This window comes from Streptomyces sp. NPDC047453, assembly GCF_040643155.1.
Classification (GTDB): Bacteria; Actinomycetota; Actinomycetes; order Streptomycetales; family Streptomycetaceae; genus Streptomyces.
Window position 1 is genome coordinate 16,436 of record NZ_JBEYTS010000032.1, and the last position, 13,402, is coordinate 29,837.

12 protein-coding genes and 1 tRNA gene are annotated in these 13,402 nt (G+C 70.8%); 11 read left to right on the top strand and 2 right to left on the bottom strand.

Features of this window, described 5'->3' with window-relative positions; translation table 11 throughout:
• The first annotated feature begins 29 nt into the window (after positions 1-29).
• The 4 genes from ABZ818_RS25285 (at position 30) to ABZ818_RS25300 (ending at position 4,203) form a co-directional block, all read left to right on the top strand.
• Positions 30-1,229: a glycine C-acetyltransferase gene (locus tag ABZ818_RS25285; RefSeq protein ID WP_361418836.1), complete on the top strand. Its 1,200-nt coding sequence runs from the start codon at positions 30-32 to the stop codon at positions 1,227-1,229.
• A gap of 42 nt (positions 1,230-1,271) precedes the next feature.
• Positions 1,272-2,174, top strand: a complete 903-nt coding sequence (locus ABZ818_RS25290; protein ID WP_141356181.1) for a LysR family transcriptional regulator — start codon at positions 1,272-1,274, stop codon at positions 2,172-2,174.
• Positions 2,175-2,246: 72 nt separating this feature from the next.
• Positions 2,247-2,606, top strand: a complete 360-nt coding sequence (locus ABZ818_RS25295; RefSeq protein ID WP_361418839.1) for an MmcQ/YjbR family DNA-binding protein — start codon at positions 2,247-2,249, stop codon at positions 2,604-2,606.
• Between the two features lie 265 nt (positions 2,607-2,871).
• On the top strand, positions 2,872-4,203 hold the full coding sequence (locus ABZ818_RS25300; protein ID WP_361418842.1) for an MFS transporter: 1,332 nt from the start codon (positions 2,872-2,874) through the stop codon (positions 4,201-4,203).
• Positions 4,204-4,282: 79 nt separating this feature from the next.
• Here ABZ818_RS25300 and ABZ818_RS25305 read toward each other — a convergent pair whose 3' ends face one another.
• Both ABZ818_RS25305 and ABZ818_RS25310 read right to left on the bottom strand, forming a co-directional pair.
• Positions 4,283-5,236 carry a transketolase gene (locus ABZ818_RS25305; RefSeq protein WP_361418845.1) on the bottom strand — a complete coding sequence of 318 codons (954 nt, stop codon included), beginning with the start codon at positions 5,234-5,236 and terminating at the stop codon, positions 4,283-4,285.
• 104 nt (positions 5,237-5,340) lie between these two features.
• Positions 5,341-6,048: a transketolase gene (locus ABZ818_RS25310; protein WP_361418848.1), complete on the bottom strand. Its 708-nt coding sequence runs from the start codon at positions 6,046-6,048 to the stop codon at positions 5,341-5,343.
• A gap of 147 nt (positions 6,049-6,195) precedes the next feature.
• Here ABZ818_RS25310 and ABZ818_RS25315 point away from each other — a divergent pair.
• The 7 genes from ABZ818_RS25315 (at position 6,196) to ABZ818_RS25345 (ending at position 13,290) form a co-directional block, all read left to right on the top strand.
• A tRNA-Pro gene (locus tag ABZ818_RS25315) sits at positions 6,196-6,269 on the top strand.
• Between the two features lie 557 nt (positions 6,270-6,826).
• Entirely contained in the window at positions 6,827-7,558 is a 732-nt protein-coding gene (gene ubiG / locus ABZ818_RS25320) for a bifunctional 2-polyprenyl-6-hydroxyphenol methylase/3-demethylubiquinol 3-O-methyltransferase UbiG (protein WP_361418851.1), read from the top strand.
• Positions 7,555-8,445: a 1,4-dihydroxy-2-naphthoate polyprenyltransferase gene (locus tag ABZ818_RS25325; protein WP_361418854.1), complete on the top strand. Its 891-nt coding sequence runs from the start codon at positions 7,555-7,557 to the stop codon at positions 8,443-8,445. Before ubiG ends, ABZ818_RS25325 begins: the two co-directional genes overlap by 4 nt.
• A 17-nt stretch (positions 8,446-8,462) precedes the next feature.
• Positions 8,463-9,944 (top strand): NAD(P)/FAD-dependent oxidoreductase, encoded by a 1,482-nt coding sequence (locus tag ABZ818_RS25330; protein WP_361418857.1) that lies wholly within the window; start codon positions 8,463-8,465, stop codon positions 9,942-9,944.
• A gap of 53 nt (positions 9,945-9,997) precedes the next feature.
• A complete protein-coding gene (locus tag ABZ818_RS25335) occupies positions 9,998-10,459 on the top strand; it encodes a DUF2834 domain-containing protein (protein ID WP_361418860.1) in 462 nt (153 codons plus the stop codon).
• 137 nt (positions 10,460-10,596) lie between these two features.
• The gene (locus tag ABZ818_RS25340) at positions 10,597-11,781 is read left to right on the top strand and encodes a 3-hydroxybenzoate 6-monooxygenase (RefSeq protein WP_361418863.1); all 1,185 of its coding nucleotides are present in this window, start codon (positions 10,597-10,599) and stop codon (positions 11,779-11,781) included.
• Positions 11,782-12,435: 654 nt separating this feature from the next.
• Positions 12,436-13,290 carry a hypothetical protein gene (locus tag ABZ818_RS25345; RefSeq protein ID WP_361418866.1) on the top strand — a complete coding sequence of 285 codons (855 nt, stop codon included), beginning with the start codon at positions 12,436-12,438 and terminating at the stop codon, positions 13,288-13,290.
• Positions 13,291-13,402: the final 112 nt, after the last annotated feature.

The window sequence follows — 13,402 nt, forward strand, 5'->3', positions numbered from 1 at the left end:
TTCCGCCGGCACCTTCAAGGAGCACCCTGATGTTCGACTCCGTGCGCGACGACCTGCGCGCCACCCTCGACGAGATCCGCGCCGCCGGGCTGCACAAGCCCGAGCGGGTCATCGGCACCCCGCAGTCCGCGACCGTCGAGGTCACCGCGGGCGGCCGTCCCGGCGAGGTCCTCAACTTCTGCGCCAACAACTACCTCGGCCTCGCCGACCACCCCGAGGTCGTCGCCGCCGCCCACGAGGCCCTGGACCGCTGGGGCTACGGCATGGCCTCCGTGCGCTTCATCTGCGGCACCCAGGAGGTGCACAAGGAGCTGGAGGCCCGGCTGTCGGCGTTCCTCGGCCAGGAGGACACGATCCTGTACTCCTCCTGCTTCGACGCCAACGGCGGCGTGTTCGAGACGTTGCTCGGCCCGGAGGACGCGGTCATCTCCGACGCCCTCAACCACGCCTCGATCATCGACGGCATCCGGCTGTCCAAGGCCCGCCGCTTCCGCTACGCCAACCGCGATCTCGCGGATCTGGAGCGGCAGTTGAAGGAGGCCACCGAGGGCGGGGCGCGCCGCAAGCTGGTCGTCACCGACGGCGTGTTCTCGATGGACGGCTATGTGGCGCCGCTGCGCGAGATCTGCGACCTGGCCGACCGCTACGACGCCATGGTCATGGTCGACGACTCCCACGCCGTCGGCTTCGTCGGCCCCGGCGGCCGCGGTACCCCCGAACTGCACGGTGTCATGGACCGCGTGGACGTCATCACCGGCACCCTCGGCAAGGCGCTCGGTGGCGCCTCCGGCGGCTACGTCGCCGCCCGCGCCGAGATCGTCGCCCTGCTGCGCCAGCGCTCCCGGCCGTACCTGTTCTCCAACACGCTCGCCCCGGTGATCGCGGCGGCCTCCCTGAAGGTGCTGGACCTGCTGGAGTCCGCGGACGACCTGCGGGTCCGGCTCGCCGAGAACACCGCGCTGTTCCGCCGCCGGATGACCGAGGAGGGCTTCGACATCCTCCCCGGCGACCACGCCATCGCCCCGGTGATGATCGGTGACGCGGCCAGGGCGGGCCGTATGGCGGAGTTGCTGCTCGAGCGCGGCGTGTACGTGATCGGCTTCTCCTACCCGGTCGTGCCGCAGGGTCAGGCCCGCATCCGCGTGCAGCTGTCCGCGGCGCACTCCACCGAGGACGTGAACCGCGTGGTGGACGCGTTCGTCGCGGCGCGCGCCGAGCTGGAGGGCTGAGCCGGAGGCCGACCGGTCGCAGGCCTTGCGATAATCGGTCGCATGATCGAAGCGCGGCGGCTGCACATCCTCCGTGCGGTGGCCGACCACCGCACGGTGACTGCCGCTGCCGCCGCGCTCTACCTCACGCCCTCGGCCGTCTCGCAGCAGCTCACGGCCCTGGAGCAGGAGACCGGCCACCGGCTGGTCGAGCGCGGCGCCAAGGGCGTACGGCTGACACCGGCCGGGGAGATCCTGCTCAGCCACACCAACGCGGTCCTCGCCCAGCTGGAGCGGGCGGAGGCCGAACTCGCCGCCTACGGCTCCGGCGAGGCCGGCACGGTGACGGTCGCCGCCTTCGCCACCGGCATCGCGCAGGTGGTGGCGCCCGCGGTGGCCCGCCTGGCGGGGACGGCGCCCGGCATCCGCATCCGCGTGCAGGACGCGGAGGGCGACGCCAGCCTGCCGATGGTGCTGGACCGGCAGGTCGACGTCGCGGTCGCCGTCGAGTACCGGGGCGCGCCGTCCGCCGACGACCCCCGGCTGACCCACGTACCGCTGTACGCCGAGCCGTTCGACGCGGTCGTCCCGGTGGCGCACCGGCTGGCCGGCGCCGCCGAGGTGCCGCTCGCCGAGCTGGCCAAGGACACCTGGATCGGCCCCTATCCCGGCAATCCCTGCCACGACGTGGTCGTCCTGGCCTGCGAGAGCGCGGGCTTCCAGCCCCGTCTGGAACACTCCTCCGACGACTTCCGCGCCGTCGTGGCCCTCGCCTCGGCCGACGCGGGCGTGGCCCTCGTCCCGCGCTCCGCACTGCGTGGCATGGACCTCACGGGCGTGGTCGTCCGCCCCGTGGACGGAGTGGCGCCCACCCGCCGGGTCTTCGCGGCGGTGCGCCGGGGAGCCGAGGGGCACCCGCTGATCCGCCCGGTGCTCCAGGCCTTGGACGAGGCGGCGCAGGCGTAGCGCCCGGATGCACCCGGCTGCACCCGACATCCTGGGGGTTGGCTGTCAGTGGGAGGGGTTAGCGTGCGGAGCATGCCGGATGCCCATGACGTACGCCGTATCGCCCTGTCCCTGCCGGACACCACGGAGAAGATCGCCTGGAGCATGCCCACGTTCCGGGTCGCGGGGAAGATGTTCGCCACACTGCCGGAGGAGGAGACCTCCATCGCCGTGCGCTGTCCCAAGGAAGAGCGCGACGAACTGGTCCTGGCCGAGCCGGAGAAGTTCTGGATCGCCGGCCACGAGGCGCAGTTCGCCTGGGTACGGGTCAAACTCGCGGCGCTGGAGGACGAGGACGAGCTGCGGGACATCCTCGCCGACTCCTGGCGCCAGGCGGCTCCGCCGCGGCTGCTGGAGGCCCATCCCGGGCTGGGACTGCCCACCGCCCGCTGAAAACCCCTCGGGCGTTGTCAGTGGGCCGTGGCATGATCCGGAGGCAGTGGGGCCGGCCGGCGCGGGAGGGACAGCCGCGGTCGCCCGGGGAGTGGGGGGATCGGTCGCGGAGGGGAGCGTCGGAGGGATGACCGGGACGTCGTCGCAGTCGTCGCCGGGGGAGGCGGCGGGGCGGGATGACCTCGTTGCCGGAGCCGGAGCCGGAGCCGGGGCCGGGGCCGGAGCCGGAGCCGGAGCCGGGGCCGGGGCCGGAGCCGGGATTCGAGTGGAAGCCGGGGCTGAAGTCGGCGACGGCGGTCGCGCGCGGCCGGTGTGGTCGCGGGACTTCGCGCTGTTCTTCGTCGCGCGGGCGGTCGCCCGGCTCGGCGACACCATGCTGCCGGTCGCGCTCGCCGCGGGCCTGCTCCAGCACGGGTACGGCGCGGGCGCGGTCGGCCTCGCCATGGCCTCGACGGCCGCCGCCTTCGCCGGGCTCGTGGTCTTCGGCGGGGTCATCGCCGACCGGTTCAGCACCCGCAAGCTGATGATCGGCGCCGACCTGGTGCGGCTCGGCACCCAGGCCCTGGCCGCCGTGCTGTTCTACTCCGGGCACGTGGTGCTCTGGGAGATCTGCGTGATCGGCCTCGTCAACGGCGTGGCGGGCGCCGTGTTCCAGCCCGGCGTGGCCAGTACGGTGCCCCGGCTCGCCTCCGACGTCCAGGCGGCCAACGGCGCCATACGGATCGCGGAGTCCGCGGCCCAGCTCGCGGGCCCCGCCGCCGCGGGCCTGCTCGTCGGCTTCGCCTCACCCGGCGGGGTGTTCGCGGCGCACGCCGCCACCTACGGGGTCAGCGCCCTGTGCCTGCTCCTGCTCCGGCTGCCCCCGCTCATCCGGACCGGCGCCCCGGACCGCACCCCGGACGGCACCGCGACCGGTGCCTTCAAAGCGGATCTGGTCGAAGGATGGCGGGAGTTCAGGGCCCGGACCTGGCTCTGGGGCGTCATCGCCGTGTGGTGCCTCTACATGATCGCCGTCTGGGGCCCGACCGTCCCGCTGGTGGCCACCGAAGTGGTCCAGCAGCACGGCCCGCGCGCCTACGGCCTGATCAACTCCGCCCTCGGCGCCGGCACCGTCGTCGGCGGCTTCCTCGCCCTGCGGCTGCGTCCCCGCCGGATGCTGCGCGCCGGCGCGTTCGCCCTGTTCGCCTTCGTCGGCTTCCCGGCGACGGTCGGGGCCGGCTTCGGGGTGCCGGCCATGGCGGCGGGCGCCGCCGTCGCCGGGGCGGGCATGTCGTTCTGGGGCGTGATGTGGGCGACCAGCGTCCAGACCCAGGTCCCGTCCGACGTCCTCAACCGCATCCACGCCTACGACGTGGCGGGCTCCCTCGCCATGATGCCCGTGGGCCAGGCCCTGGCCGGGCCCGCCGCCACCGCCCTGGGCGCGGACCACGTGCTGCTGGTGTCCGCCGCGATGAGCCTCGTCGTGCCGACGGCCCTGCTGGCGGTGCCCGCGATACGCGGCCTCATACGGGCCGACGCGCGCGGCGCCCACCGCCCGCACGCGCAGGACGGGACTGCGGACGTGGCACCCGGGCGCACGCACCCCGAGCGGCGCTGACGACGGCGACTCCGGCCTGGCCACTGCCGCACGGGCTCCGCCGCACGGCCACCGCCGCACGGCCTCCGCGCGGACGCCTTCAGGCGCCCGAGGTGTCCGCGGCGTCCGAGGTGCCCGTGGTGCCCGCCCCGGCCCGGGTCCCGAGGAACGCCGAGATCCGTTCCCGCAGCGACCGGGCGTCGAGCCCGTGTGCGGCGGTGTGCTCCTCGGCGGTTCCGTAGCGCCGCAGTTCGGCGCGGCCCACACCCAGCCCCAGGATGCGGTGCGGGACGTCGCGGAGCGCGTCGTTCGCCGCCGAGGTCGACGTGCCCGCCAGGTACGGCTCGACCAGGACGATGTCCGTACCGGCCGCCTGGGTGGCCCGGCGCAGCGCGGCGGCGTCGAAGGGCCGTACGGTCGTCGCGTACAGCACCGTGACGTCCAGGCCCTCCGTCGCGGTGAGCACCGCGTCGAGCAGGGGACCGACGGCGACCACCACACCCGAGCGGCCCTCGCGGACCGTCGCGAAGTGCTCGCCGTCGACCGGACGGCGGTGCGCGTTCGACTGCACGGACAGCCGTACGTAGACCTTGTCGTCGCCCGCGGCGACCGCGTGCCGCAGCAGCGTCTCGGCCTCGTCCGGGTGCCCGGGCACATGGACGGTCCAGCCGTCCAGGGTGTCGAGCAGCGCCACGTCGCCGGGTGCCATGTGGGTGTAGCCGCCCGCGGGCCAGTCGAAGGAGGCGGCGGCGCTGACCAGCACCGCGCCCGCGCCCTGGTGCCCGAGATCCAGTTTGACCTGCTCGAAGGGGCGCTCGACGAGGAAGCTCGCGAAGGTGTGCAGCACCGGTCGCATCCCGGTCAGCGCCAGCCCGGCGCCGACGCCGACGAGGAGCTGCTCGCGGATGCCGACGTTGATCACCCGGTCGGGATGTCGGCGCCGCGCGTCGGCGAAGCCGTCCTTGCCGATCTCGGCGATGACGACCGCCACCCGCGGATCCTCGTCGAGCAGGCGCGAGACGGCTGGTGCGAGACGGTCACGCATGGTGTCCATGGAGGTCGAGCCCTTCTGTGTCGGGAAGTCGGCGGAAGCCGCGGGGAGTCGGGGGAAGCCGAGGGAAGTCGGGGGGAGCCGGAGGCCTGCTCAGCGGATACGGCTCAGGGGTTCTTCGGCTCCACCCGGGCCACCACCACGTGCGGGCGGCCCGGATGCGGCGCGGTGAACGCGGCGTACAGCGCCGCGTGGTCGCGGCCGTCGACGCTCGCCGTCGACCAGCCCGCCGCCTCGAAACGGGCCGCGATCCCGCCGGGACGGGCATGGCTGGCGGAGGCGTTGTCGACGACGACGGTGTGCAGCTGTTCGAGCCCCGCGGGCCCGGCGAACGCGATGGCCTCGTGGTTGCTGCCCTCGTCCAGCTCGGCGTCCCCGGTCAGCACCCACACCCGGGGCCGGTTCAGCCCCTGGGCGCGCAGCCCCAGGGCCGTGCCGACGGCGATGGGCAGTCCGTGCCCGAGCGACCCGCTGCCGATCTCGACACCCGGCACCAGCGTGCGGTCCGGATGGTGGCCGAGCGGCGAGTCGTACGCGCCGAAGTCCGGCAGCCAGTCGACCGGCACGAAGCCCTTCGCGGCGAGCACCGCGTAGTACGCCATCGGGCCGTGCCCCTTCGACAGCAGGAACCGGTCCCGTTCCGGGTCGTCCCGCTGCTCCGGGCGGACCCTGAGCACCCGGTCGTAGAGCACCCAGAGCACGTCCAGCGTGGACGTGGCCGCCGGTCCGTGCTTCTCGTCGCCCGTCATGAGCCGCATCAGCCCGGGCAGGTCGGCGTACCCGGGGGCACGCCCGGTCTCCTTGGTGATCGTCATACCCACGATGCTGAGACCTCAAGTGGACTTGAGGTCAAGTGCGCGGCCCAGCACCGTCCCGAACCAAAGGGGTGCGCGGCCACCGACCTGAGTGCGGTATGGTTTTCCTGCGCGTTCGGCCGGGGAAACCCCAGGTCAGACGATCAACGGGACGTGGCGCAGCTTGGTAGCGCACTTGACTGGGGGTCAAGGGGTCGCAGGTTCAAATCCTGTCGTCCCGACAGTGATGTCGGAATCGAAATCTTCCGCAGGTCAGGGGCTCTCTTCGGAGGGCCCCTGACGTATGAGGCGGGAGCAGCCCCGGAGTCCTCTTCCGCTCGGCGTGCTCCCACCGCTCCCAACCGCCGTCGTCGGCGCCAATTGATATTGGCCGTCTATCGCCCGATTCGATCGATATGGCCGTGCTCCGGCAGTGGCTGACCATTCTTTTCCCGTCTTTGCGAACTGCACCATCCATTGAGTGACCGGGTCGCCTTGCCTAAAGTGAGCGAGCGAAGTGCTGGACCTACGCGGAGGGGAAGCGTCGCCGGGCACCCCGAGGAGCAGTGGAGCTGGAATCCACTGCACCCCGATTGAGTTGTAAGCGGGTCAATTCTCCGCATTCTGCGGGATCTCTCGTACGGCACCGTTATTCACCTCCCGCGTGAGCGGGTGGGTCCCATTGGTGGGAGATTGAGGCGGCCGGCACCCGGTTCGCCTCTCTTGAACCGAGTCGGAACTCGCGCACAGCTCAATAGGGCTCGGGCGCGCTGCAGGCAAGGGAAGGGGGCAATCTACTGTGCTTACGCACAAGGGTGACAAGTCAGGGATCAGGTCGGACTTCATCTCTGATTACGACGATCTTGCCGATCAATGGTGGGACCCTCGGGGGCCGCTCGCGCCGCTGGGCTGGATCGCGCGTGCGCGCGCCGGCTTCATACCTGTTGCCGGGCACGAGCAGGCCCGTCTGCTCGACATCGCCTGTGGCGGTGGCCTGTTCGGCCCGCACGCGGCCGGCAAGGGCTATCGCGTGTTCGGTGTCGACCTGTCGGAGATGTCGCTCCGTGAGGCCCTTCGGCACGGCTTCGACGAGGTCGTGCGGGCCGACATCGCCAGGCTCCCGTTCGACGACGAGTCGTTCGACGTCGTCACCGCGGGACAGTGCCTCGAACACGTACCGGACCCCTTCGGCGTGGTGGCGGAGGCGTGCCGGGTCCTGCGCCCCGGAGGCACGCTGGTCGTCGACACCATCGCCGACACCAAGGTGGCCCGGCTGGTCTCCATCACGCTCGCCGAGAACGTCCCCCTTCCCGGCCGGCCGCCCCGGGGCACCCATGACCACAGGCTCTTCGTCAACCGGGAGCGGCTGACCGGGGTCGCGCGGGAGCACGGCGTGGAGCTCGAGCTGCTCGGCCTGCGCCCGCGGCTGCGCGAGATGGCCCGTTACGCGGCCGGACGGCTCGAAGAGGTGCGCATGGTGCGCACGAAGTCCACATCCGTCCTCTATCTGGGTGTGGGAATCAAAAAGTGACCCTTCAACAGCAACCGGTACGCGGCGCCGTGCGGAACTGGGTCGTCGGCGCACGGCTCAAGACCCTGCCCGTCACCTTCACGCCGCTCGCGGTGGGTATCGCGATCGCACACGCGTCCGGCCGCGTCGACCTCTGGCGCGCCGTCCTGACCGCGGTGTTCGTGCTCGGGTTCGTCCTGGGTACGAACTTCTTCAACGACTACAGCGACGGGATTCGTGGAGTCGACGACCACCGGACAGGCCCTGCCAGGTTGGTGGGCTCAGGACAGGCCACGCCGCACCAGGTCTTCCGGAGCGGGGCGGTCCTGTACGTGGTCGGGGCCCTGGCCGGCGTGGTCCTGGCCGTGATGGTCTCGTGGTGGCTGCTCGCGCTCACCGCGTTCTGCGCGCTGGGCGGCTGGTTCTACACCGGCGGTCCCCGGCCCTACGGCTACCGAGGGCTCGGCGAGGTCGGCATCTTCCTGTACCACGGCGTCGTCTTCGTGTGCGCCCCGGTCTACATACAGCTCGGCCACGTACCCCTGCTCGCCCTGGGCGCGTCCGTACCCGTCGGCCTGCTCGCCTGCGCCCTGCTGACCACGAACAACCTTCGCGACATCTCGACCGACGCCGCCGCGGGGAAGATCACTCTCGCGGTGCGGATGGGGGCCGGGCGGACTCGCCGTTTCTACGTGTTCTGCGTCGGTGGCGCCTTCGGGTCCGCACTGCTCCCGGCCCTCGCCCGCCCCTCGGTGCTCCTCGTCCTCGGCGCGATCCCCTTCGCCGTGTTCCCGATGCGCCGGGTGCTGAGCGGAGCGGCCGGCCGCGACCTGATTCCGGCGCTGGAGCACACCTGTCTGCTGCTGCTCGCGTTCGGATCCCTGCAAGCCATCGGTCTGGCCCTGTGACGCCGGGGAGTGGAGCGATGGCCCCTGATCATGAAGTGCTCGTGATCGGCGCGGGGTTCTCCGGCATAGGCACCGCCATCGGTCTGCGCAGCAACGGCATCGACGACTTCGTGATCCTGGAGGAGCAGGACGACGCCGGCGGCAGCTGGCACGCCAACAGGTATCCCGGTATCGCCGTGGACATCTCCGCCTTCTCCTACTCGTTCGCCTACGAACCCTCTCCGTCGTGGTCCCGGGTATTTCCTCCGGGAGAGGAGCTGAAGGCCTACGCGGACCACTGCGTCGACAAGTACGGCCTCCGGCCCCGACTGCGTTTCAACGCGAGGGTCGTACGGGCCGACTACCGGGAACCGGCGCATCTGTGGCAGGTCTTCCTCGAAGACGGCACCTCGCTGACGGCCCGCTTCGTCATCTGCGCCACCGGGTGGCTCACCAAGCCGAAGTCGCCGGACATACCCGGCCTCGACAGGTTCAAGGGCGATGTCGTGCACACGGCGCGATGGGACCAGTCGCTGGACCTGGCCGCCCGGCGCGTGGGACTGATCGGTACCGGCGCCTCGGCGGTACAGGTCGTGCCGGAGATCGCCCCGCGGGTGGAGCAGCTCCATGTCTACCAGCGCACGCCCATCTGGCTCCTCCCGAAGCCCGACTTCGCGGTGCCGAGGGCCGTTCGCCGGCTCTTCGGGAGAGCTCCGTGGACGCAGCGGACGATCCGGCTGCTCACGGACGCCATGACGGAACTCAGCTTCGTCATCGCCATGGTCCACTATCGTCGTTTCCCGTTCCTCGTGAAGGCAGGGGAAGCGGCATCCCGGTTCTACTTGCGGCGCCAGGTCAAGGGCGACCGCGAGTTGATGCGCAAGCTGACGCCTTCCTACAGAGTGGGCTGCAAGCGGCCGTCCCTGAGCAAGGGCTATTGGCGTGCCTTCACCCGGGACAACGTCGAGCTCGTCACTGAATCCATCGAGGAGATCACCGAGACCGGCATCCGTACCGCGGACGGCGAGGAGCGGACCTTCGACGTGCTGATCCTGGCCACCGGATTCCACGTCCTCGATAATCTGCCCCCGTTCCCGACGCACGGCAAGGCCGGCCGGGATCTCAAGGAGTTCTGGAGGACCGAGCGCTTCCAGGCGTACGAAGGCACCTCGGTCAAGGGATATCCGAACCTGTGGTTCATCGTCGGACCTTATTCGTTCACCGGTGGGTCCTGGTTCGGAATGATCGACTATCAGGTGACCCACGCCTTGCGGGTGATCAAGGAAGCCCGGCGGCGCCGTGCCACGGAAGCGGTCATCCGTCCGGAGAAGCACGACAGTTCGTTCAGGAAAACCCTGCACCGGCAGCAGAACACCGTATTCCTCGACCCCAGTTGCCGGGGTTCCCACACCTACTACCTCGATGAACGCGGGGACGCGCCCGCCGTCCGCCCGGCCTCGACCTACGAAGCGGCCTGGCGCGCCAGGCACTTCGACCTGGACGACTACCACTACGAATGATGCTCTGGCGACCTGCCGGCCGCTGGAGAACCAGTACTCGGGAGACTGATCTGATGCGTTTTCGCGATGTGCAGGGAAGAGACCGTGCGCTGTGCGTTCTGTACGGGCTGTTCGCCGTCGTCGGCTTTTGCGTCATGGGCACGATGGCCGTCACCTTCGTCATACGGAACGCGGACGCCGGTTTCGTCGGAGTCATCGGCAATTTCCTCCGTGACTCGACCTCCAATCTGGCGTCCCAGTTCATCTACGCGGACCTGGTGCTGGTCTGGGCGGCAGTGGGCGCCTACATGATCGTCGAGGCGCGGCGGCTCGGGATCCGGCATGTGTGGGCGTACATCGCCGGCGCCCCGGCCCTTGCCATGATCGTGACCTACGGCATCTTCATGTTCGTCCGCCAGCTGAAGATCGCGGCCGCGTACGACGAGGGTGAACGGTCCGCCGACGGGGTCCGCCCCCTCGCCGGGCAGGGCATCCCGGCCGCCGCCGTGGACCTGGACACCGAACGGCTGGGATGACCCCGGGTGGTTGCCGCGTCCTCGGCCCCGGTAGCCCGGTGAGGCGGGCGACGATCACAGCGCACGACCCGGTGGCGCCGGGGCCCGGCCTGCAGCGGGTCCTACGGCGTCGAACGAGAAGGAACGCGGGCAACCACATGGCACACGCACTCATCGCCGGCGGCGGCATCGGCGGCCTCGCCACCGCGGTCTCCCTGGCACAGCGGGGACACCGTGTCACGGTTCTCGAGCGCAGGGATGCCTTCACCGAGATGGGTGCGGGCATCCAGCTCGGGCCGAACGCCTTTCACGCCCTGGACCTCCTGGGCGTGAGCCGGGGCGTGCGCGATCGGGCGGTGTTCACCGACGAACTCCGTTTCATGGACGGCATCACGAGCGAGACCGTCGTCACCATGCCGCTCACCGAGTGCTACCGCCGGCGGTTCGGCAACCCGTACGCCGTGGTGCAGCGCGTCGATCTCTACGAGCCGCTGCTCTCGGTATGCCGCGCGGTCGACGGCATAAAGCTGGTGCCCGGTGCCTTCGTGCAGTCGTACGCACAGCACCTGGCAGGAGTCACCGCGTCCACGGCAGATGGCCGGACGTTCACCGGCGACCTGCTCGTCGGGGCCGACGGCATCCGGTCGGCCGTTCGCGCACAGCTGGTGGGCGACGGCGCTCCCAGGGTCTCCGGCCACACCATCTATCGCTCGGTGATACCGATCGAAAGTGTGCCGGAAGACCTGCGGTGGAACGCGGTGACGCTGTGGGCGGGGCCCAAGTGGCACTTCGTCCACTACATCATCGGCAGCGGCAGGCACCTCAACCTCGCTGCGACGCTGGACGACAGCGCCCGCGAACCGGTCGCGGGACGTCCCGCGGCACGGGATCTCGTACTGCACCGCTTCCGGGAACTGAACCACACCGCCCGGCAACTCCTCGAACTGGGCAGGGACTGGCGCGAGTGGGTCCTGTGCGACCGCGATCCCGTGGACGTCTGGTCGGACGGCCGGGTGACCCTGATGGGCGACGCCGCCCACCCCATGCTCCAGTACGCCGCCCAGGGGGCATGTCAGGCGCTGGAGGACGCCGTGGTCCTGGGAGAGGTCCTCGCAGACGCCGCCGACGACGTGCCGCGGTGCCTGGGCGAGTACAACGCCGAGCGACGCGAGCGGACCGCACGCATCCAGCTCCTCGCCAGGGAGATGGGCGAACAGCTCTACCACCCTGCCGGCGAGGCGGCCCTGGCGCGCAACGCGATGCTGCGGTCACTCGGCGAGGACGACCTGTACAAGCAGGTGGCCTGGCTGCACGGCGCCCGGCACTTCACCACCGCCGGCTGAGGGCGGCGCCGCACGGTCGCGCCGTTGCCGCCGGCGTTCCCCCATTTCACGCACGAGGTGCGCAAGGTACGAAACCGGCGCAGGACGCGCGTAGAACACTGTGCAAGGCATGCTTGACACCTCCGCCGAGCCCTCGATATCAAGCCACCTGAACGTTCATACGAATGGCTCCCTTGCTGCTTCTCCTGGTGTCCGAGTCGTTGACCCACGCTCGGACACTGACGGGAAGCACCAGGGGACGCAGGCGCGACAGGGCCGCCCGCGGACCCAGGTCGGGCCGGTACACGGGGGGTACGGCGGGCACGAGCCCGCCGTGCGCGATGGTGGGCGCAAGCGCCCAGGCAAGAGGGGGGATCCAGACCGAAGTCACTCGGAAGGAAATCTCTGCCGGGTCACGAGTGCCCGCCCCGGGAAGCCCCGGTGACGAGGCTCATGGAAGCGCCAAGAAAGGGCTCTGTGTTACACACACCGACCGGCGACGAGTCGCGGATTCCGCTCGACGAACAACTCACCGCTCGCCAAACGCATCTTGTTCCCATCGGTTCCCTGCTGCCCGCCGACTCCCCGCGTCTGGCGGGCGAAGTGGAGGAGCACGCACGCCTGTTGGCGGAGTCACCGTCGGCTCTGCCCCCCATCGTAGTCCATCGTTCAACGATGCGCGTCGTGGACGGTATGCACCGGCTGCGTGCGGCCATGCTGCGCGGCGACACGCACATCGAAGCCAGGCTGGTGCAGGGCACGGCGGAGGAAGCCTTCGTGCTCGCCGTCAAGCTCAACGCCGGGCACGGGCTCCCCCTGTCGCGGCAGGACCGCACCGCCGCGGCCCTGCGCATCATCGAAAGCCATCCGCACTGGTCGGACCGCCGGATCGCCTCTGTGACCGGTCTGTCCCCGGGCTCGCTCGGTTCGCTGCGCAGCCGTGCCGACGTCCCGCCGGCCCAACTGTCTCTCAGGACGGGCCGGGACGGCCGCAACCGCCCGGTCAACGGGGCTGCCGGGCGCATCGCGGCCAGCAGAGTCATCGCCGAGTCTCCCGACGCCTCTTTGCGGGAGATCGCCAGCAGGGCGGGAGTCGCCCTCGCCACGGCCCGCGACGTACGCAATCGCATGAGGGTGGGAATGGACCCCGTACCGCCGAAGTTCCGTCCCGCCGCGACTGGCTCCACCCCGGCGGCCGGGGAAGCGGTGGCCGACAAGCCCGAGCGCCTCCCGGCAGGCGTCCTCCCCGACAGCGTGCTGACCCGGATGCGACGTGACCCCAGCCTGCGGATGTCGCGGACCGGCCGGGCACTGCTTCACCTGCTCGCCTTCCATCTGCTGACCGACGAACAGCGATACGACCTGGTTGCGGGCGTCCCCACACACCGAGCGGCCGATGTGGTGCAGGCGGCGCGGTTGTGCGCGAACCAGTGGCTGCAGTTCGCCTCGGACGTGGAGGTGCGGCGAGCCGAGGGCGTAAGGGCCGTGCCGGAACCTGGGCGGGTGCCCTCGCTGTCCCCGGGCGTCTGAAGTACCGGGCCCAAGGCCCCTGCGGCACAAGGAGAAGCGGGCGCCCCCCCCCGGGGGGGGCGACGGCTGGCGCTGCGCGGTGTGCTTGTTCTTTGCGGGGGCGTATAACACC

Excerpts from the sequence above, each read along its gene's own strand:
- ABZ818_RS25285 (WP_361418836.1), top strand. The coding sequence starts at position 30 with ATGTTCGACTCCGTGCGCGACGACCTGCGCGCCACCCTCGACGAGATC.
- ABZ818_RS25290 (WP_141356181.1), top strand. The coding sequence starts at position 1,272 with ATGATCGAAGCGCGGCGGCTGCACATCCTCCGTGCGGTGGCCGACCAC.
- ABZ818_RS25295 (WP_361418839.1), top strand. The coding sequence starts at position 2,247 with ATGCCGGATGCCCATGACGTACGCCGTATCGCCCTGTCCCTGCCGGAC.
- ABZ818_RS25305 (WP_361418845.1), bottom strand. The coding sequence starts at position 5,236 with ATGGACACCATGCGTGACCGTCTCGCACCAGCCGTCTCGCGCCTGCTC.
- ABZ818_RS25310 (WP_361418848.1), bottom strand. The coding sequence starts at position 6,048 with ATGACGATCACCAAGGAGACCGGGCGTGCCCCCGGGTACGCCGACCTG.
- ABZ818_RS25330 (WP_361418857.1), top strand. The coding sequence starts at position 8,463 with ATGGCCCCTGATCATGAAGTGCTCGTGATCGGCGCGGGGTTCTCCGGC.
- ABZ818_RS25335 (WP_361418860.1), top strand. The coding sequence starts at position 9,998 with ATGCGTTTTCGCGATGTGCAGGGAAGAGACCGTGCGCTGTGCGTTCTG.
- ABZ818_RS25340 (WP_361418863.1), top strand. The coding sequence starts at position 10,597 with ATGGCACACGCACTCATCGCCGGCGGCGGCATCGGCGGCCTCGCCACC.
- ABZ818_RS25345 (WP_361418866.1), top strand. The coding sequence starts at position 12,436 with ATGCGCGTCGTGGACGGTATGCACCGGCTGCGTGCGGCCATGCTGCGC.